General features: G+C 51.5%; 19 protein-coding genes. 11 read left to right on the top strand and 8 right to left on the bottom strand.

From position 1 onward, the window contains the following. The first annotated feature begins 6 nt into the window (after positions 1-6). The gene (locus tag GS535_RS06070; RefSeq protein WP_264873465.1) at positions 7-894 is read left to right on the top strand and encodes an NAD(P)-dependent oxidoreductase; all 888 of its coding nucleotides are present in this window, start codon (positions 7-9) and stop codon (positions 892-894) included. Positions 895-972: 78 nt separating this feature from the next. After that, the gene (locus GS535_RS06065; protein ID WP_160791242.1) at positions 973-1581 is read left to right on the top strand and encodes a superoxide dismutase; all 609 of its coding nucleotides are present in this window, start codon (positions 973-975) and stop codon (positions 1579-1581) included. 74 nt (positions 1582-1655) lie between these two features. Here the strand turns inward: GS535_RS06065 and yajC are convergent, their stop codons facing one another. After that, positions 1656-2000 (bottom strand): preprotein translocase subunit YajC, encoded by a 345-nt coding sequence (gene yajC / locus GS535_RS06060; RefSeq protein WP_160791241.1) that lies wholly within the window; start codon positions 1998-2000, stop codon positions 1656-1658. An 87-nt stretch (positions 2001-2087) separates the two neighbouring features. Here yajC and GS535_RS06055 point away from each other — a divergent pair, with 87 nt between their 5' ends. Then, positions 2088-2966: an ATP-binding protein gene (locus GS535_RS06055; protein ID WP_160791240.1), complete on the top strand. Its 879-nt coding sequence runs from the start codon at positions 2088-2090 to the stop codon at positions 2964-2966. A gap of 64 nt (positions 2967-3030) precedes the next feature. Here the strand turns inward: GS535_RS06055 and GS535_RS06050 are convergent, their stop codons facing one another. Next, on the bottom strand, positions 3031-5424 hold the full coding sequence (locus tag GS535_RS06050; RefSeq protein WP_160791239.1) for a TonB-dependent receptor plug domain-containing protein: 2394 nt from the start codon (positions 5422-5424) through the stop codon (positions 3031-3033). 215 nt (positions 5425-5639) lie between these two features. On the opposite strand from GS535_RS06050, the gene mutT reads away from it, so the two are divergent. Continuing rightward, the gene (mutT, locus tag GS535_RS06045) at positions 5640-6059 is read left to right on the top strand and encodes an 8-oxo-dGTP diphosphatase MutT (protein ID WP_160791238.1); all 420 of its coding nucleotides are present in this window, start codon (positions 5640-5642) and stop codon (positions 6057-6059) included. A gap of 15 nt (positions 6060-6074) precedes the next feature. Here the strand turns inward: mutT and GS535_RS06040 are convergent, their stop codons facing one another. Further along, positions 6075-6962, bottom strand: a complete 888-nt coding sequence (locus GS535_RS06040; protein ID WP_160791237.1) for an SMP-30/gluconolactonase/LRE family protein — start codon at positions 6960-6962, stop codon at positions 6075-6077. Between the two features lie 95 nt (positions 6963-7057). Between GS535_RS06040 and GS535_RS06035 the strand changes: the two genes are divergently transcribed. Beyond that, positions 7058-7813, top strand: a complete 756-nt coding sequence (locus GS535_RS06035) for a molybdopterin-binding protein (RefSeq protein WP_160791236.1) — start codon at positions 7058-7060, stop codon at positions 7811-7813. 83 nt (positions 7814-7896) lie between these two features. On the opposite strand, the gene GS535_RS06030 is transcribed toward GS535_RS06035, so the two are convergent. The 3 genes from GS535_RS06030 to GS535_RS06020 all read right to left on the bottom strand — a co-directional run bounded on the left by GS535_RS06030 (position 7897) and on the right by GS535_RS06020 (position 10073). Further along, complete coding sequence (locus tag GS535_RS06030; protein ID WP_160791433.1) at positions 7897-8865, bottom strand: acetyl-CoA carboxylase carboxyltransferase subunit alpha; 969 nt, start codon at positions 8863-8865, stop codon at positions 7897-7899. Between the two features lie 96 nt (positions 8866-8961). After that, a complete protein-coding gene (locus tag GS535_RS06025) occupies positions 8962-9882 on the bottom strand; it encodes a tyrosine recombinase (protein WP_160791235.1) in 921 nt (306 codons plus the stop codon). Beyond that, a complete protein-coding gene (locus tag GS535_RS06020; RefSeq protein ID WP_160791234.1) occupies positions 9879-10073 on the bottom strand; it encodes a hypothetical protein in 195 nt (64 codons plus the stop codon). Before GS535_RS06020 ends, GS535_RS06025 begins: the two co-directional genes overlap by 4 nt. A gap of 135 nt (positions 10074-10208) precedes the next feature. On the opposite strand from GS535_RS06020, the gene aroB reads away from it, so the two are divergent. The 6 genes from aroB to GS535_RS05990 all read left to right on the top strand — a co-directional run bounded on the left by aroB (position 10209) and on the right by GS535_RS05990 (position 18322). Beyond that, positions 10209-11879 (top strand): 3-dehydroquinate synthase, encoded by a 1671-nt coding sequence (gene aroB, locus GS535_RS06015; RefSeq protein WP_160799175.1) that lies wholly within the window; start codon positions 10209-10211, stop codon positions 11877-11879. A gap of 234 nt (positions 11880-12113) precedes the next feature. Beyond that, positions 12114-13220 carry an OmpA family protein gene (locus GS535_RS06010; RefSeq protein WP_160791232.1) on the top strand — a complete coding sequence of 369 codons (1107 nt, stop codon included), beginning with the start codon at positions 12114-12116 and terminating at the stop codon, positions 13218-13220. A gap of 120 nt (positions 13221-13340) precedes the next feature. After that, a complete protein-coding gene (locus GS535_RS06005) occupies positions 13341-13820 on the top strand; it encodes a GtrA family protein (protein WP_160791231.1) in 480 nt (159 codons plus the stop codon). Between the two features lie 123 nt (positions 13821-13943). Continuing rightward, positions 13944-16580 (top strand): alanine--tRNA ligase, encoded by a 2637-nt coding sequence (gene alaS, locus GS535_RS06000; RefSeq protein ID WP_160791230.1) that lies wholly within the window; start codon positions 13944-13946, stop codon positions 16578-16580. A 168-nt stretch (positions 16581-16748) separates the two neighbouring features. Further along, entirely contained in the window at positions 16749-17426 is a 678-nt protein-coding gene (locus tag GS535_RS05995; protein WP_160791229.1) for a carbonic anhydrase, read from the top strand. A 17-nt stretch (positions 17427-17443) separates the two neighbouring features. After that, positions 17444-18322 (top strand): endonuclease/exonuclease/phosphatase family protein, encoded by an 879-nt coding sequence (locus GS535_RS05990; protein WP_237442209.1) that lies wholly within the window; start codon positions 17444-17446, stop codon positions 18320-18322. Positions 18323-18365: 43 nt separating this feature from the next. Here GS535_RS05990 and GS535_RS05985 read toward each other — a convergent pair whose 3' ends face one another. Further along, the gene (locus GS535_RS05985) at positions 18366-19916 is read right to left on the bottom strand and encodes a peptide chain release factor 3 (RefSeq protein ID WP_160791228.1); all 1551 of its coding nucleotides are present in this window, start codon (positions 19914-19916) and stop codon (positions 18366-18368) included. Between the two features lie 90 nt (positions 19917-20006). Further along, complete coding sequence (rpsD, locus tag GS535_RS05980; protein WP_160791227.1) at positions 20007-20624, bottom strand: 30S ribosomal protein S4; 618 nt, start codon at positions 20622-20624, stop codon at positions 20007-20009. Positions 20625-20836: the final 212 nt, after the last annotated feature.

Raw genomic sequence — 20836 nt, 5'->3', positions numbered from 1 at the left:
GGAGGAATATCCATGTCAGATAAAAAAATTGGTTTCGTTGGTTATGGCGCCATGGCCGTCCCAATGGGTGAAAACCTCAAAAAAGCAGGGTACGATGTCGTTGCTTTTACCCCGTCCGGCAAAGCGGCGGGCAAGCCTTCTAATGTGCCGATGCTCTCATCCCCACGGGAAGTGGCAGAAAACGTTGATGTCATCATTCTGTGCGTTCCTGATGACAATGCAGAGAACAAAACCCTCAACGGTGAAAACGGCCTTCTCGCCGGTTTGCGTAAAGGGCAGCTCATTCTCGATACATCCACCGTTTCTCCCCCACAGGCCGATCATCTCGCAAAAATCGCCCATGAGCATGGCGTTGACGTGCTGGATACGCCGATGTCCGGCAGCACACCTGAGTCCGAGCGCGGTGAGCTTATTATGCTTGCAGGTGGCACAGATGCCGTGTTGGAACGTGCTCGCCCAATCCTCGACATTGTGGGCCGTATCACCATTCATACCGGCCCTGCTGGTTCGGCTGCTCGCTTTAAACTCGTCGTCAATGGTGTGATGGGCGCAACGCTCAATATCGTTGCAGAAGGGCTGGCTTATGGTCTTTCTGAAGGGTTAGACCGCGATATGCTGTTTAATGCGCTTCAAGAGCTCGCCGTCATCAGCCCGCACCATAAGCGTAAGCTAAAAATGGCGCATAACAAGTCTTTCCCATCCCAGTTCCCTACCCGGTTGATGAACAAGGACATGGGGCTTTTGCTAGACGCTGGGCGCAAAACAGGCGTTGATATGTCTGGCATGGCCGTTGCTGCACAGAAATTGGCACGCTCGAACCTGAGCCACCGCGATGAAGACTATTCCGCTCTGTTTGCACAGATGGAAGCCGACGTCGCAAACGCGCCTTCATAAAACCATGCCTTGACGGAAGAGAAGTGGATACCTAGCTAAATGGTACCGCTTCTCTCCTTTTTGAGGAATATATTTATTATGGCTTTTGAACTTCCAACATTGCCTTATTCCGTCGATGCTCTTGCCAGTAATGGCATGTCCCAAGAAACCTTGGAACTTCACCACGGCAAGCATCACCAAGCTTATGTCACAGCCCTTAATGGTTTTGTGGAAAGCAAACCTGAGCTTGCTGGGAAAACGCTGGAAGAAATCATCACTTTCTCCCATGCTAACCCAGAATTAGCCCCTGTGTTCAACAATGCTGGTCAGCATTGGAACCATGGTATTTTCTGGAACAGCCTCTCTCCAAAGGGTGGCCAACTCCCAGGCGCATTAGAGAAGAAGATCGTTGAAGATTTCGGTTCTGTTGAAACCTTCAAGACCACTTTTAAGCAGGCTGCTGCAACGCAGTTCGGTTCTGGCTGGGCTTGGCTTGTTCTAGACAAAGACGGCAAGCTGAAAGTGACGAAAACACCCAATGGCGGCAACCCACTTGCTGAAGACCAAGGTCGTGCACTGCTCGGGCTGGATGTGTGGGAACATTCTTACTACCTAGACTTCCGCAACCGTCGCCCAGATTATATCAGCAACTTCCTCGACAAATTGGCAAATTATGAATTTGCTGAAGAGATGCTGAAATCCGCCTAATGTAAGGCTGATAGCGCACAAAAAACCCTGCCTTCACCGGGCAGGGTTTTTTATAACCATCAATCAATGACGTTTTAATTATCGTTTGTTGGCTTATCGCGTGGGATAACCGTTGTAATGGTGCTGCGTACAATCTTCACTTTTACATCGGACGCAATTTCTACTTCAACTTCTTGAGAATCTTCACGCGTTGCCTGCACAACACCGATGATTCCTCCAGCCGTCACGATCTTGTCACCACGGCGCAAACCATTTTGCTGCTCACGCAATTCTTTCTGACGTTTTTGCTGCGGGCGAATCAGCAAAAAATAGAAAACACCAAAAATCAGAATGATAGGGCCATATTGCATCAAAGCTGTCGGGTTAAAGATGCCGCCCGCATCAGCAGCATAAGCCGTTGAGAAAAAGAGATTGTTCATCGGTTTTTTTGATTCCATCCTGAAAAGAAAGAGTCCCGACCATATCGCCAAGGGGCTTTGCGTCAAGCATTCTTACTGAGAGCACTTATGCCCACTCCTGACTTTTCATCACTTCTTCCAACACTTACACGCATTGCGGAAAGTTTAGAGCGCCTTGCTCCGCCGCCCACAAACCCGTCAATTTTGACAGATCCTTCTGTGGATGCGTTCCTCTGGCAAGAAGCTCTAGGCACGCTATGCCCTATCCCTCATATGCGCGCCCAGCCACTCGCCCTACTCCGCGGGATTGAGAACCAGAAAGAACGTGTGATGGCCAATACGCGCTACTTCGCCCGTGGGTTGGACGCCAATAATGTAATGCTTTGGGGAGCGCGCGGGATGGGGAAATCCTCTCTTGTTAAAGCCTCCATCGCCGCTGTGAATGCTGAGCTACGTGCAGACAGCAAAGCACCCTTGGCCCTTATTGAAATTCCCCGCCATGAGTTGCGCAGCCTCCCTAAGCTGCTGGCCTTGCTGCGCCAGAGCTCTCGGCGTTTTATCCTCTTTTGTGATGATCTCTCTTTTGAAGAGCAGGATGCCGATTATAAATCGCTCAAATCTGTCCTTGATGGTGGCATTGCTGGCCGTCCTGACAACGTCATTATTTACGCCACATCAAACCGTCGCCATCTTATGCCCCGCCGTATGATCGACAATGAAACAGGCGATGCTATTAATCCTTCCGAGGCCATTGAAGAGAAAGTGTCTCTCTCCGACCGGTTCGGTCTGTGGATCGGTCTCTATGGAGCCTCGCAGAACGATTATCTTGCCATCATTGACGCCTATGCAAAAGAACGCGCTCTGCCGATCGACAAGAAAGACCTCCACCGTCGTGCTCTCCAATGGGCGATGACGCGCGGCAGCCGTTCTGGCCGTGTTGCCATCCAGTTCATTACAGCGCTCAGTGCTGAACTCAGCTCTCTCTAACGCCACAAAAAAGGGCTGAGATTTCCCTCAGCCCTTTCTCGCATCTTCGTATAAGCCTTCTCTCTTAGAAAGCAGCGCTCACTGTTCCGAAGAATTGCCGTGGAGATCCACGCTGCATAGACTGATAATCTCCTTGGACAGGGTTATTATTCTCACCCATCGTCGAGATATATTTGTTGTTAAAGAGATTATAGACATTGAAGCTGACCACAACATCACGCACCCCCGCCAGCTTCTTAAAGCGGTAAGACATGCCCGTATTCGCCACCCAGTAGCTGCCAACCGACGTATCATTAAGGTAGCTATAATAACGCTTCCCATAATAATTCGCATCAAAATGAACGGTGGCCCCGCGCCATGAATACGCAACGGAAGTTTTGTACATCCATGCCGGGTAGTTCACGATATTTTTCCCCTTGAGGTTCCAGCTTCCATTAGGGGTATTCACATCGCGGTCGTAGGTGCCTTTATTGTAGCTCAGGCTGTTCGTAATACTAAGCCCGGGGAGAGGCATCACGGTGATCATGCCATTGGCCCCCGTCATTGAAATACGACCAAAATCAATGACTTGAGAGACCGGATTGGTCAATGTCCCGACCGCCGCCGCAGAAAGCTGATGTAACAGAGTGGAATGATACACTGTGGCATCAAGCTGCACGAAATGTGACGTAAAGCGGTACCCGCCCATATACGTCCAGGCCCGCGACGGCTTTGCTACGCTTTTCTGCTGCTGGAACGTGGCTTGATCCTGCACAGAATAAAGCGAATTCGCGACACCATAGCCTGACACTTCGTAGGCACGCATATTTTCTGCGACATCAATATAGAACTCATTTTGGCGATTAAGATGCCAGTCTAGATTGAAGTGCGGCAAAAATGCGCGCGTTGCGTTCAGCGTCCCATTCGGCAATTGGGATGCCCCCGTCCAGTCCGCATCGTTGGCATTAGCGCCACCGGATGTTTGAGCAATCATCGAACGGAACCCAGCATTAAACGTCAGGCCGGGTAGAATGTTTACCGTATCTTGAATGTGTGTCTGAACAACATTCGTGCGCCACTCAAAATTGTAGCGCTGCCGCCCTGCCCCATAAGTTGTATAAGGGCCAATCGCTTTTAACGGAGCCCCCTGACCGAGTGCCGGCTGAGGGTAATTATACACCCCTGCCTGCTGGTTATCATTTTCGTACCAAATGCCCCCTTCAATATGATGGCGGCCTAAATGATAGCGTAAACTGGACGAAATCCCGTAACGTTCCTGCCGATTCTGCCACACTTCTTCAGAAAGCGGCACCTCAGCAGAGGTTGGGTCTTCATAATCAGAATAGCTATAATACCCCGTCTGGCTATGGCCATACAGCGTCGTATGCCAAGACAAACGATCTGTCAGGGCGAGGTCTAAATTAAGGCCGCCCATATAATTGATTTCACGCTGCCCGCCGTCATAAAGGGCTGTCTGGCAGCTCGAAATTCCCGGCGCACCGCTATACCCGGGAACCGTCGGGTTGGGGTTATTCTGGCATTGTTGCGCAACGCCATAAGCCCGTTTGTAATCAGGATAAAGATGCGGCACGCGCCAGCCCAGATTTTGGATAATCCCAGCAGACAAATCTGGGTAGTTCCATTGCTGTAAATCTGACCAATTAAAAAAGGCAGAAAGCTTACTACGCTCGCCCAACGGCTGCACCAACTTGGCATCAACCTGCTGCTGGAATTGACGCCCAGCGCCCTCCCACATGCCTGCATCGGTTCGCGCATAGGACGTGTAAAACTTTGTGCCACTTTGGTTCAGACGCCCCGAATCAAAGCGTATATAGGTTCGGTAAGAATCGTAACTCCCAAAACCTTGGCTGACTTTCCCACCTAGCTTGTCGTTCGGATTAGACGATTCAAAACGGATCGTCCCGCCTAGTGTATTGGTAGACGGCACATCCACCCCGCCCCCACCTTGGGAGACGGTTGTCGAATCAATATCATCAGAGATAATGGCGGACGCCAAGCTCATGCCCGCGACAGACTGATAGGTCTGGTCATTGAGCGGCACGCCATCAACCGTCACCCCCAGCTGGTTCATAAAGAAACCACGCATATAGAGGTTTGCCCCAAAGCTATCGATGCCAAAAGGGTCTGTCGACATGAAGCTGACACCGGGCATACGGTCTAGCGCACGATAAGGGCTGGTGCCGGGCACATATTGCTTCATGATCGACTTTGGCACGGCCATCTCAGCCCCGCGGCTCACATGGCGATTGACCCGCACAGAAAGCGTCTCGGGCGATTGAGCCATCATAGACTTTTTCTTATGCGTCCCTGCACGATGTTTAAGCGCAGTAGATGTCGACTGTTTTTTAGACATCTCACGCGCATGAGGAGCGACAGCGCTTTGGCCATAGGCCAATCCTGTCCAGGAAAACATAACCACAGAGGAAAGAAGAAAATGTCGGCGCAACGCGTCAGGCACTCCACGTCTTGAAGAATTTACTTCACATTATAAGAATGGCCTTTATCAACCATCCCTATAACAGGCGTATAGGCTTGTCCTTACCCAGACCATCGCTTATTCGCCAAGAAAAAAGCCCCCACCTATCCCTTTTCCGCATCAATCTGTGACATAAAGAACGCAATTCCTGAGGTAAGCTGCCTTTTTATTTCTCTTGTTAAATTTAGGAGACTGACATGCCCACGCCTTTTCGCCCACGCACGCTTCTCGTTTCTGCGGGTATTCTCATTAACTCTTCTAACGAGGTTCTGCTTGCACAGCGCCCAGAAGGGAAAGCGCTTGCTGGTCGTTGGGAATTCCCCGGTGGAAAGGTAGAAGCGCCCGAATCCCCAGAAGATGGACTCATCCGCGAGCTTCAGGAGGAAATTGGGGTTACCGTTGCCATTGAAGCGCTCGAGCCCTTTACATTTGTGAGCGAAAATTGCGGCGCGTTCCACCTCCTCATGCCGCTTTATCTAATCCGTAAATGGGAAGGCACGCCGATCGGTCGTGAGGGACAAGCCCTAGAATGGGCACCTGTCAGCACACTCGGTGACTACTCAATGCCCAAGCCAGACCTGCCCCTTATCCCCAAACTTCAGGAACGTTTGGGCTAGTACGCCCTTGCAGTCTCAAGGAAGGCGAAAGGCTTGTTGCGCTTGGCCGGGGATGTCTGTTCTGAAAGCAAAAATCCCCCCGGCTTGTGGCTGCTGGGCCAGCTCTTCAGCGCTGAGCCCTTTCCGCGCAGTGGTCACAAAAACTGTGCGATTATCTTCGCCACCAAAAGCCACCTTCGTCACATTCGAGACAGGCAGCGCAATCGGCTCCATCTCTGTGCCATCGGGACGGAACCGAGTAATCTGGCCGCCAGCCCATGTGCCACACCAGAGATTCCCTCGGCTATCGACGACGACGCCATCAGGGAACCCCTTGGTTAAACGCGCAAAAACGCGCTTATGGATGAGATTACCCCCTTCATCAATGTCATACGCATAAATACGCTGATGCGGGCTATCACAGGCGTAAAGCACCTTCCCGCACGGAGAGAGAGCTGGGCCGTTGGAAATGGTATATCCATCATCCCAATGGGCAATCTCTAGGGCGCCATTTTTATACTCAACACGGTAAAGAGAGCCTGTTGTCCGTTCTTCTCCATCATCCATCGTGCCAAACCAAAGACGCCCTTGCGGGTCTACACAACCATCATTGAGGCGATTCCCCGGCAAATCTGGCTCCACAGCACACGCATGAGAGAAATACCCTGTCTTAGGGTCAAAGCGATGAAGCCCATCAGGCAATCCCGCTAGAAAAGTGCCATCGGTTACAGGCAGCAAAAAACCTGTTCGGTTAGGCGCATCCCATCCCTGCAATGTCCCATCGTCTAAAAGGTAGCGATAGACACGGCGCTCTAAAATATCGACAAAATAAAAGGCTCCTTCAGAAGCAACCCAAACGGGCCCTTCTCCAAGCGTAGCACGGAAATCTAACAAACATGTTGGCTCATGATGCACGAGCGTCATAGCGTATGCCTTTCTTTGTTTGAGATACTCTTTCGTCGCTCTACAGAAGAGCCTACACTATTTCTTAGGTTTTCAGGAGGTGTCGGAGGAATCTTATGTCCCCAAAAACAGCATGTTTTCTGGTCATCGGCAATGAGGTTCTCTCTGGCCGAACACGAGATAGCAATACACAAACTCTTGCTCATGCCCTTAATGCGCAGGGGATCACCCTCTCAGAAGTACGCGTGATCCCCGATATTCCTCAACGCATCATTGATGCCGTCACCGAATGCCGCGCACGTTTTGACATGGTCTTTACCAGCGGAGGGATCGGCCCCACCCATGACGACATCACCACAGCCTGTATCGCCGAGGCTTTTGGTGTCGCTTTGCGCTGTCATCAAGAAAGTTATGATGCCCTTCATGCCCTCTTCCCTGCGGAGGCGTTCAATCAAGCTCGCCAGAAAATGGCGTGGCTCCCTGAAGGATCGACCCCCATTAAGAACACGGTCTCCACAGCGCCCGGTTTTTCCATCGGGAACGTGCACGTTATGGCTGGTGTGCCGTCCATCTTCCGCGCCATGGTACAATGGCTCGTCCCCCAGCTAGAAGCGGGCGCACCACTTACCATGTGCAGCTGGCATGCTTTTAACGTGTACGAAGGCACCTTTGCAGAGGCTCTCACGACCCTGCAAGGAGATTTCAAAACGATTGACTTAGGCTCTTACCCTTTTGCACGAGGTGACAAGCACGGCGTTGCTCTTGTTGCGAAAGGCTACGACTCTCATGCCGTGCAAGAAGCTGGACGTGCTCTCAAATCTCTTCTAACGCAGATTGGCGTAACACCTATCTCTGGAGAGCCTGCACCGTAACAAGATGATATAAAGAAAGCCCCTGCAAACGGAGAGATGTGGTGTACATCTTCTGTCTTGCAGGGGCTTAGCAGAGCCGTCTCTTACTTACCGCACGTCATTTCAAGATAGCGCGTGCGACGTTGTGCAATCAGCCTTTCTGGGGATAGTGGTCTCAGTCCCATCAGCTCTTCAGCGATCGCATCACCAGCCCATTGCACAGCCTTTTCTGGCAAACGCTGCGCACCACCAATAGGCTCATCAATAATCCGGTCAATCAAACCTAGGCGCTTAAGGTCTTGTGCAGTCAGCTTCAAGGCTTCAGCCGCTGCTGGAGCCAGCTTAGGATCACGCCACAAAATAGACGCAGCGGCTTCTGGCGAAATAACCGAATAAATCGCATGTTCCATCATCAGCACACGATCTGCTGCGGCAATCGCGATCGCCCCACCAGAACCACCTTCTCCAATGACCGTCGCCACAACGGGAACAGACAGACCCAAGCATGTATCAATAGAACGTGCAATCGCTTCAGCCTGTCCGCGTGCCTCAGCATCGATTCCTGGCCATGCCCCGGCTGTATCGACAAAGGTAAGAACCGGTAATCCGAAACGCTCCGCCAATTTCATCAGGCGCTGCGCTTTGCGATAGCCTTCCGGACGGGCCATCCCAAAATTATGCCGAAGACGGCTTTCTGTATCCGCGCCACGCTCTGTGCCCAGCACCACGACCGACTGACCATGGAAGCGTGCGAGACCACCAACCATCGCTTGATCGTCACCAAACGCACGATCTCCCGCGAGCGGCGTAAAGTCCGTTGTAAGAGTGCGGATATAATCCAACGCATGAGGGCGCTGTGCATGACGAGCCACTTGCACTTTCTGCAAGGGGGTCAGCTTATTATACACCGCACGAAGAAGCTTATCGGCCTTGTCAGAGAGACGAGCGATTTCTTCATCAATGTTGAGGTCGTCCAGATCGGCACCGTCACTCCGGTTGCCTACTTGGCGAAGCTCTTCAATCTTGGTCTCAAGATCGGCGACTGATTTTTCAAAATCTAGAAACTGGCGCATAATAAGGCCCGATAGCATGCTCTTACCGCTGACAACAGTCCTAAATTCATATCTTAGGGAATCGCTCTAAACACAACGTGCCTAAAAACCATCCGATCATTCTTTTAACGGATGATATTTCTGCACGGCCTCTTTAAGGCGCTCGCCCATAACCTGTGTGTAAATCTGCGTCGTCGCGATATCTGCATGCCCTAACAACATCTGCAAAGCACGCAAATCAGCGCCACGATTGAGCAAATGCGTCGCGAAAGAATGTCGCAAAACATGTGGGCTAATACGCTGCGGATCAAACCCCGCTTTTAGCGCACACGCATGGAGGATTTTATCAAAACCCTGCCGTGTTAACGGGCGCTGTGGATTGCGCCCCGGGAAAAGCCACGGACTATCTAAAATCGTATCATAACGTACCAAAGCTTCTGCCGCTTGCCGTGCTCCTTTTGCGAAAGGCACTAGCCGCTCTCGCCCGCCTTTACCCCGCACCAGCAACATTTCCTCTTGCCGTTGCACGCAGCTCGCCGGAAGAGAAAGAAGCTCCGAAATACGGAGCCCCGTTGTGTACAAAAGCTCTATCGCAGCTCGCGAGACATAATCCCGCCGGGGGTCATCATGACCACACGTTCCCTTATCAAGAAGCGTATTGATCTCCCCCTCACTCAGCGGATGCGGTAAGCTCGCCCGATAGCCTGGGATAGGATGATCCTCTGTCGGGTCATCCTCACGATAATTATCCTGAAGTAAAAAACGATAAAATTGCCTCAAGGATGAAAGACGCCGGGCTTGAGAACGCACAGACAGACCTTCCCGCCCCTTCGCCACCACATAAGCTCGCAGATCAGAAGAAGCGGCATCCGCAATGGAGGCTGGGGCCACCCAACACGCGAAATCCTCCAAATCAGCACGATAAGCCAAGCGCGTTCGCAAGGCAGCGGCTCTTTCTGATGCAAGCATCTCCAAAAACGCCTCAATCACACCGACTGAAGCCGTAATATCGCTTTTATCCGTGCTCGTTTTTGTCACGGCTTACCTGGCACCACGTCAGGCAAACTCACCCCACCTACCGGAGCAGCTTGCTGAGGCGCTGCAATAACATGATGTACCATGACCGGAGCCGGCGGCTGAACCCGACCAAGGTAGATGACACCGCCACCAAGACCACCGCACAGGACAATGAGCAGGAGAAGAACAAGACCAAAACGCGATTGAAACATATCACCCCTCACATCATAAGGCCTACACCACGATAGCCTCACTCAAGCCGGTTGCACAACTTCAACAAAGAAAGGCACCATACCTCTCCTATACCCTCTATGATAGAAGCTTTTTCTCGTGATAGAAAAGGCATTATGTCTGCTCACCCGTCGTCTTCTGCCGCGCACCCGCCCCGCATTATTATCCTCGTTGGTCTTATGGGAGCAGGGAAAACAACCCTCGGCCGCCTGCTTGCACAGTGCTACGATCTTCCTTTTATCGATAGCGATCAGGAAATCGAAAAAGCAGCCGGCACAACAATCGCCGATATTTTTGCCCATCATGGAGAAGCTTATTTCCGTGAAGGAGAGCACCGCGTCATTACACGCCTGCTCCAACAAGGGCCTTGCGTCATCGCAACGGGCGGCGGCGCATGGATGGATCCACGCACCCGCAAAGCCGTTCAACAGACCCCTGACGCTTGCACCGTATGGCTTGATGTCCCCCCCGACATCATCGCAAACCGCCTTAAGAAAAACGCCTCATCACGCCCCCTACTCGCTCATGAAAACCCTCGTGACGTTCTGCGCGCTCTCGCAGCTCGTCGTGCCCCTTTTTATGCTCAAGCAGACATCATCGTTCAGTGTGGAGAAGATACTATGGATCATAGCGTGCACACCCTTGATCAAGCTCTACAAAATTTTCGTGCCCCTCATCGCGTGCCTATTCAGCTCGCTCATCATCAGTACGATATTCTTACAGGAGCGAATCTTCTCGAACGTGCAGCTTCGCTTTTAGCGCCACATATCAGCAACAACCACGCGATTATTATTACAGATGAAACGGTCGCGGATCTTCACCTCGACACGCTTGAAAAAGCACTTGCCCCCACGCATATCCGACTCGATGTTCTGCGCATTCCTGCGGGTGAAGGCAGCAAGTCCCTTCCCCGCTATAGTGCCCTTATTGAAGAGATTCTGCGCCTTGGGATTGAGCGCTCCACAACCATCATTGCTTTTGGCGGAGGTGTTGTTGGCGATTTAGCCGGCTTTATTGCCGCAACAGCCTTACGTGGTCTGCCCTTTGTACAGATTCCCACCACACTCCTTGCTCAAGTGGATAGTTCTGTTGGCGGGAAAACAGGCATCAACGCCTCCACAGGCAAAAACCTTATCGGCGCATTTTGGCACCCCCAGCTCGTTTTAGCCGATAGCTCTGTTTTACAGACTCTTCCCCGCCGTCAACGCGTAGCAGGCTATGCAGAGATTGTGAAATCCGGCCTTATTGCTGACCCTGAACTCTTTGCATGGTGTGAACAAAATGGCGCGAAGCTTCTTGACGGTGATAGTGCCGCCCTTGAAGAAGCTGTACAGCGCACATGCCGTTTCAAAGCTCAGGTTGTTGCTGCAGATGAACGCGAAAGTGCCGCCAAAGGCGGGCGTGCCCTGCTCAATCTTGGCCATACCTTTGCTCACGCCTTTGAAGCCGAGTTCCATTATGATGGACGCCTTCTTCATGGCGAAGCTGTTTCTATTGGTCTGCATATGGCCTTAGCGCTCTCTGTACAATTGGGACTTGCCCCTATTGAAGACCTTGAACGCCTTGATAAGCATTTAACAGCTCTGTCTATGCCAACAACATTAGCTGATCTTCCGACACAGCTCAGCGCAGCAACTCTTATTGAGCACATGACGCATGATAAAAAAGTACAAAACGGTCGTGTGAAATTCGTTTTACTTCATAAAATTGGAGAAGCCTTCACCTCACAAGAGGTCACCATGGAAGATATTAATAAATTGTTATATAATGAAGGCTGTTTAACCTGAAGAAGACTTTAGGAGAGGAATGTATTTTGTGCTTAATTTTGCCACATTGCTTTATGTGTGACTTTTTTGCAACCAACTACAAGCGCTTAACACGTTCGCGTTTATAACCTCTTCTATCCACTACCGTTTTACACTATGTTTTTGTCATGGGCCACGTTGGGTATCGATAAGTAAACATCTGTGTGTTTCACCTGATGACTTGGCTACATGTAATTACAACAAGGACGAGCAAGAATGCGTATCCGTACTGCACTTCTCGCCATGACCTCGATGGTTGCTGCACCGTCGCTTGCCATGGCCAGCACGATCACCGGTCCCTATGTTGACATGGGCGCAGGGTACAACCTGGTTCAAGGTCAGCACACCCACTATTCAACGGGCCAGAGTGGAACCGTTCACCACAGCACAGGCTTCAATGGTTATCTCTCCACAGGTTGGGGCTTTGGTAACGGTCTGCGTGTCGAAGTCGAAGGGGCTTATAACCAGACACACACGCATAGCATTGGCGGTGATATTAGTCGCGGCGGGAGCCGTCGCGCTCATGGTAAAGACCAGGGTTATGGTGGCTTCATCAATGTTCTATATGACATTGATCTGAAGCAGTTCGGGATTGATGCTCCTGTCACACCATTCGTTGGTGTTGGTGCCGGTTACCTCTGGCAACATTACCGCATGGGCCTGCGCAGCGGCTCTAACGTTGCTTCTATGAACTCCACTCATGGTGGTTTCGCTGCTCAAGGTATCGTCGGTGCCGCTTATGACATTCCAGGTGTCCCCGGCTTAGCTCTAACCACTCAGTACCGCTTCATTGGGCAAACGGCTAGCGATTCCGGTGTGAGCATTGGGCATTACCGCAACACCAGTCATCAGCATGTTACGATGGGCACACGCTATACGCACCAGTTCATCCTGGGGCTGCGCTATGCCTTCAACAACGCTCCACCACCACCACCACCAGCTCCGCATGTGGTTGTTCCACCAGCCCCAACGCCAGCTCGCACCTATCTCGTCTTCTTCGATTGGGATAAGTCTGACCTGACCGCGCGCGCTCGTGAGATCGTGTCACAGGCTGCACAGGCTTCCACACACGTGCAGACCACACGCATCGAAGTTAACGGTTACACCGATAACTCCGCTGCACATCCTGGCCCACGTGGTACCAAGTACAACCAGGGTCTGTCTCTGCGTCGTGCAAACAGCGTGAAAGCTGAACTGGTTCGCAATGGTGTTCCAGCAAATGCAATCGACATCCACGGGTATGGTGACACCAACCCATTGGTTGCAACCGCGAAAAATACGCGTGAGCCACAGAACCGTCGCGTTGAAATCATCCTGAAGTAATTCAGAGATTTCCTTGCGTTGGAGCAATAGCTCCTCGATAAAAAGGGAGCACCTATCCGGTGTTCCCTTTTTTTGTGCGTTTGGCCCATCTATTATTGCATTATGGGAATCATTAATGTCATGAGTGACCTCATGAATGTTCCGTCTGCCTCTCAGCTTAAAAGCCTTTTCCACCAATTTTTTCACTTTGGAATGGTTGGCGCTGTTGGCTTTATAATAGACTGGAGCAGTACGACTTTTCTAAAGACATTCATATCTCTTAAAATCGCGGTTTTATTCGCTTACCTCATTGCTGCAAGCGGAACATGGTTCCTCAATCGCGTATGGACCTTCCGCCATGTTGACCATTCTTCAGTCAGTGTTCTCCAACAATGGAAGCGCTTTCTATTAGCCAATCTCCCGGGTTTTGTGATTAACCGCGGTGTCGTTCTTTTTGTTCTTTCTTACATAACAATCACCCAACATTGGCCTGTTATTGCTCTTATGTGCGGTACAGCCTGCGGTATGTTTGTGAATTTCACTTTATGTAAAACATGCGTCTTCACGTCAGAAGAACAAGAGGAATCTGAAACACGTTCAACGGTGCATGAAGAGGCTTAACCCCTTCCTTATGCAACTCATGCGCTTATCCATCATCTGAAGCATTTCCAAGCCCTTTATAATCCGCTAAGATATTGCGTGATTTTCCTGTTTCTTTTTCCTGGAACCAGATACCCTTAGGCCATGACCAGTACTAACGATATCCGCTCAACATTCCTTGAATATTTTGCCGAACGTGGGCATCAGATTCTTCCTTCAGCCTCTCTGGTTCCTCAGAACGACCCTAGCCTGCTGTTTACCAATGCAGGGATGGTGCCGTTTAAGAACATTTTTACAGGGCAAGAAACCACCCCTTATAAACGAGCGACAACCGCCCAAAAGGTCGTCCGTGCCGGTGGTAAACATAATGACCTCGACAATGTCGGCTATACCGCGCGCCATCATACATTCTTTGAAATGATGGGAAACTTTAGCTTTGGCGACTATTTTAAAGCTGAAGTAATTGAATTTGCCTGGAATCTTCTGACCAAGGGCTTTGGTATCTCCAAAGAAAAGCTCCTCGTCACCGTTTATAGTGACGATGACGAAGCCGCTGAACTTTGGAAGAAAATTGCTGGTTTTTCTGATGATAAAATTATCCGTATTTCTACATCGGATAATTTCTGGCGGATGGGCGATACAGGCCCTTGCGGCCCATCTTCAGAGATTTTTTATGATCACGGCCCAGACGTCGCCGGTGGCCCTCCGGGCAGCCCGGAAGAAGACGGCGATCGTTTTGTCGAGATCTGGAACCTCGTCTTCATGCAGTTTTTTGAAGAAGCTGGGAGTAAACGTAGTGCTCTTCCCCGCCCTTCTATTGATACAGGCATGGGGTTGGAACGTTTTGCAGCAATTATGCAAGGCAAACGCGACAATTACGATACAGATACCATCCGTGCCCTGATTGAAGCGTCTGCCGATCTGCTTCATCAAGATGCCGATGGCCATTTTAAGATGAGCCACCGCGTCGTCGCTGACCATTTACGCTCAACCGCCTTTTTGATCTCTGACGGCGTGCTGCCGTCACGCGAAGGGCGTGGCTACGTGTTGCGCCGTATTATGCGTCGTGCCATGCGTCACCTTCATATGATGGGAGCAAAAGAGCCGGTCTTTTATCGTCTCCTTCCCGCTCTCATTCAACAAATGGGCCATGCTTACCCCGAGCTTGTGCGCCATCAAGCCCTCATCACTGAAACGATGCGTGGGGAAGAAGAGCGCTTTGCAGCCCTGCTCACCCGCGGCCTCTCGCTCCTTGATAGCGAAATGACACAGCTTTCAGACCAAGGCACCTTGCCTGGTGAGCTTGCGTTTAAGCTCTATGACACGTTCGGTTTCCCTCTCGACCTGACCCAAGATGTTCTACGTGAACGTGGCCATAAGGTGGACGAGGCCGGGTTTGAAGCGGCTATGGCAGAACAACGCCAACGCGCACGTGCCGCTTGGGTGGGGTCTGGTGATTCTGCTGTTGAAACTGTCTGGTTTGATGCCCGTGATCGTTTTGGCGCGACGGAGTTCTTCGGCTATGTGACAGAACAAGCCGATGCCGAAGTACAAGCCATCTTCAAAGGCAGTGATGAGCTTGCTGAAGCAACTGAAGGTCAAGAGGTGGCCCTCTTGCTTAACCAGTCACCCTTTTACGGTGAAAGCGGTGGACAAGTTGGTGACCATGGCACCTTGACCGCTGAAGGCCTTGAGATTGCGGTTACCGATACGCAAAAGAAAAATGGCGATCTGATCGTCCATTATGGACGCGTGGTTAAAGGCACCGTAAAGTCGGGCATGACCGTCCGCGCGACGGTAGACCATGAGCGACGCACCGCCGTACGTGCGCATCATTCCGCCACGCATTTGCTGCATGAAGCCTTGCGTCGTCAGGTAGGTGAGCATGTCACTCAGAAAGGGAGCTTGAATGCTCCTGATCGTCTGCGTTTTGACATCAGCCAACCGCGCCCTCTAACAGCAGAAGAGCTCCGCGCGGTTGAAGAAGACGTCAATGCACGGATTCGTGAAAATAGTGCTGTGACGACACGCTTAATGACGCCCGATCAGGCTCGTGCTGAAGGCGCCATGGCGCTGTTTGGTGAGAAATATGGTGATGAGGTACGTGTCGTTGCCATGGGTGAAGGTGATGAAAATCGTTCAGCCTATTCCATCGAACTCTGCGGCGGAACGCATGTAGAACGTCTCGGTGAGATTGGTCTGTTCCGCATTATCTCCGAAGCCGGTGTGGCTTCTGGCGTGCGCCGTATTGAAGCCGTGTGTGGGCGCAGTGCGGAACAAACCATCGCTGCGACAGAAAAACAACTTCACGAGATGGCAGACCTCCTGAAGGTCAGCCCGGCCGAAGCTCCGCAACGCCTCGCAAACCTGCTGGAAGAACGCAAAGCGCTCAATGCGCAGATCGCCTCCTTGCAGCATAAACTTGTGATCGGTGGTGGCGAGAGCGCCAATGAGACCATTAATGGCATCACGCTAGCCACGCGTATGCTGGACGATGTCAATCCACGCGATCTCAAAGGTCTGGCAGAAACCTTAATCAAGAAAATTGATTCGGGCGTTGTTGCCTTAATCTCTGGTGCCAATGACCGTGGCAGTATCATTATTGCCGTCACGAAGGATCTTTCAGAGCGCCTCAATGCAGTTGATCTCGTGCGTTCAGCCTCTCCTCTCATGGGAGGGAAAGGTGGCGGCGGACGCCCAACAATGGCTCAAGCTGGCGGGGCACGCCCCGCAGAGGATGAGGTTTTCTCTATGCTTCGTGAGCACATCGCGCAGCTTTAAAACAAAACTCTCTGTAAGCGACCAAAAAGTTCATATCCCTCACCGGGGTATGAACTTTTTTTTATAATTTGCTGTTTATGCCATCTTCCTTCCATAATAATGCACGATAACAATGTCTCGTCATGCCCAAAGGGCAGGCACTCGATGCTTTTTTCAAGGACCATTGGCATGTCTTTTCAGCACACCACTCTTTTGGAACTGCTCGACGGCGTCCGCTCATTTGAAGATGATGTGTACCCCAAAAATGCTGAGCTTTTTCAAAGCCTTGCGTATGATCAAGCCCCTCCTACGCTCTTTATCACCTGTGCTGATAGTCGCATCAGCCCAAGCATGATCACTCAGACAGAGCCTGGTGAACTTTTCCTGATTCGTAATGTAGGAAATATTATTCCTGCTTATGGGGAAATGATGGGCGCTGTCTCTTCTGCTATTGAATACGCTGTTGGTGCATTGAAGGTTAAGAATATCGTCGTATGCGGCCACTCTAATTGTGGTGCAATGCATGCGTTGTTAGACCTCGAATCACCGAAGCTTAAAACCATGCCAACTGTAAGACGCTGGCTGCGCAATTCAGAAGCAGCTTATGCAAGCATGAACGGCCTAAAAGCTGAGGATGCAGGGCCAAAAGAAATGCAATCCCTCGCTGAGGCGAATGTGCTCCTACAGCTGACCCATCTGCGCACACATCCAATCGTTGCTGGTGCACTAGCCCGTAATGAATTAAACATTCAAGGATGGTTCTACGATATCCAGAACGGCAAGATTTTAGTACTCGACGAGCAAACACGCAAAGCACGCCCTGTCGAAGACGTTGTTGCAGAGCTCAAAAAACAGCCTGCTCAGTAGAACTTACGAAAGCGAATATGCACACACGACCCTCCTTGCTTTGGACGCTCGGTAGGGTCGTGTTGTTTTTATGTGTCTGCTTAACCGCAGAAGCTCAGGCACATCCTCTTAAAATCACCACATGGAATCTTGATTGGCTAACCGATCGCCCTTCAGATGATCCTGACCTGCCAGCCGATATTCCCCATCGTTCAGACCATGACAGAGAACGGCTGCGTCACTACGCTCAAAAACTCAATAGTGACATCATCGCTTTGCAAGAGGTCGATGACCCCCTAAGTGCCGAGCATCTGTTCGACCCTTCGCTTTATTCTATCATTATGATACCGGATCCTATCGTCCAGCGTGTTGGGCTTGCTATTCGTCGGCCACTAAAGGTGACGTTAAACCCTGAGCTGAGCGCCCTTGATGTCTCGCGCCCTCATGCGCAGCATCATTTACGCGCAGGCCTAGATGTCACCCTCCATGATGGCGATACATCGTTGCGTATTCTTGTCGTTCATCTCAAAGCAGGCTGTTGGGAGCGCCCTCTGGCAGAAAAGAAACATTCCTGTCCAACGCTCTATCAACAATTCCATATTATTGAAAACTGGATTCTCGACCGCCAAGATGATGGGATGCCTTTTGTCATCTTGGGTGACTTTAACCGCCGTCTTGTCCCCAACGATCCCCTCATGAAGCAGCTCAACGGTGACGTTTCTCTCACCCTCACGACAGCAGGCTATGCGAGCCCCTGCCGAGGTGGGAAACGCTTTATTGACCACATCATTTTAGGCAATAGCGCGCAAAACTGGCTCATACCCGACAGCCTCCGGGTGATGACCTATCGGGATGATCGCTCACAGAAAGGGCTGTCAGACCATTGCCCTGTCTCCGTTAAGCTCTCCCTGCCTTAACGCGCAAGGATAATGGGGCACGCAACGCCTGCCCCATACACGACTACGCCGTCACCATACCGATTTGCTTAATATCGTGGAACGTGAGGTCTTCGTTCATCTCAATCGCCCGGTTCATCATGAAGCCAGAACTTGAGAGGAAGACTGGGTCTCCGTCCAGATCATCAGCCATAGACGTACGGTTCACCTGTGCGAACTTTTCCAGTGCCGCTTTATCGCCTTTCACCCAGCGTGCCACGGTATAAGGCGAGCTTTCAAAGCCAACAGGCACTTTATACTCAGCTTGCAAGCGGGATTGCAGCACATCAAGCTGCAGAACACCCACAACACCGACAATCGGCGGCGAGCCATCCTGCGGCTGGAAGAGCTGCACCACCCCTTCCTCAGCCAACTGCACCAGAGCTTGACGCAGCTTCTTCGCTTTCATCGCATCATCTAAACGGACACGGCGGAGGATTTCAGGGGCAAAATACGGCACGCCTGTGAAGCGAAGCTCTTCACCTTCAGTCAACGTATCGCCAATGCGCAACGTGCCGTGGTTGGGGAGCCCCACAACATCGCCCCCAAACGCTTCTTCGACAAGCTGCCGGTCTTGAGCGAAGAAAAATTGCGGTGTGTGAAGGGCGAACTGTTTCCCAATCCGCACATGTTTGAGCTTCATTCCACGCGTTAAACGACCAGAGCACACACGAGCAAACGCCATACGATCGCGGTGATTAGGATCCATATTGGCTTGAATCTTAAAGACAAGCGCCGTCACTTTATCTTCAACCGCGCTCACCTCTCGCGTCTCGGTCGGTTGCGCACGCGGTGGCGGGCCATACGCAGCGAGAGCGTCCAGCAAATCCGTCACGCCAATCTCTTTCATCGCAGAGCCGAAGAAAACAGGCGTTAGATGGCCCTCATCAAAGAATTCTTGCTCAAATTCAGGCAAGGCCGCTTCTGCAAGGCCACATTCCTCTTCTAATGCGGCAAGGCGCGGATCACCCTCTTCGAGCGGTTCTTTTGTATTAAGCTTTTTCGTCCGCACATCATAAGTACCGACAAAATCTTTTGCACGCCCCACAGGCCAAGTTGCCGGCGTGACATCCAATGCCAAAGCACTAGAAATTTCATCAAGAAGAGCAAAACAGTCTTGAGCTTCACGATCCATCTTGTTGATGAAGGTCACAATCGGAATATCGCGCAGGCGGCAAATCTCAAACAGCTTCCGTGTCCGTGCCTCAATGCCCTTCGCCGCGTCAATCACCATGACAGCGCAGTCAACGGCGGTCAGCGTACGGTAGGTATCTTCAGAGAAGTCCTCATGCCCTGGGGTATCGAGCAAATTAAAGACGCAACCCCCATAATGGAAGGTCATGACAGAGGTTACCACGGAGATCCCACGGTCACGCTCAATGCCCATCCAGTCAGACCGGGTGCGCCGGCGCTCCCCTTTGGCACGCACGTTCCCTGCCATCTGAATCGCACCACCCGCACGCAAGATACGCTCCGTCAGCGTGGTTTTACCCGCGTCAGGATGGGAAATAATCGCAAATGTACGCCGGCGCGTTACCTCTTGGGCAATATCACCCGATTTGGATAGATCAGACATGCAGGGTCACCCTGAAAGCACAACACATAAAAGAAACGCCGGACGGATAAACCCCGCCCGGCGCTCCGACAAACGGAAAAAAACCGCTTTTTATCGAGAATAGAACTCGACCACGAGGTTTGGTTCCATCTGCACCGGATAAGGCACATCAGAAAGCTGCGGCACGCGGACGAAGCTGCCTGTCATCTTACGATGATCAACATCAATATATTCTGGCACGTCGCGCTCAGCGCTCTGAACGGCATCCAGCACCACAGCAAGCTGCTTGGACTTTTCGCGCACTTCGATCACATCGCCTTCCTTCAGCAGGTAAGACGGAATGTTAACGCGCTTGCCATTAACCAGCACATGGCCGTGGCTGACGAACTGACGTGCAGCAAATGGCGTCATAGCAAATTTCAGACGGTAGATGACCGCATCTAGACGGCGCTCCAGCAGACCGATCAGGTTCTCAGAGGTATCGCCCTTACGACGCACAGCTTCATCATAATAACGACGGAACTGCTTTTCGCTGATGTTACCATAGTAACCCTTCAGCTTCTGCTTTGCCATCAACTGAACGGAATAGTCAGATGGCTTCTGGCGACGACGCTGACCGTGCTGACCGGGGCCGTATTCACGACGGTTCACAGGGGACTTTGCACGACCCCAAAGGTTGACGCCCAGACGGCGGTTAATTTTATACTTGCTCTCAAGACGTTTCGACATGGGTTTACCCGCATTTCTCGATCAAGCCCGCTCCCTGCTGCACAGCGGACTGTTTTGTTGCACCGGTAGGCTCTTTACGGGCTTATGATACCCTACAAAGAACGGGACCTCTCGTTGTGGCTCTTCCAAAGCGGACACAGCATCCATTTAGCGCCACCGAGACATCCAACTTTCCCAGCAATGTGTGCGCGGTTACACGATCCCCCCTTTTC

It is taken from the genome of Saccharibacter sp. EH611, from assembly GCF_009834765.1.
Taxonomy (GTDB): Bacteria; Pseudomonadota; Alphaproteobacteria; order Acetobacterales; family Acetobacteraceae; genus Saccharibacter.
The sequence above is the reverse complement of the archived record's forward strand: the minus strand, read 5'-3'. Positions and strand labels throughout refer to the sequence as shown.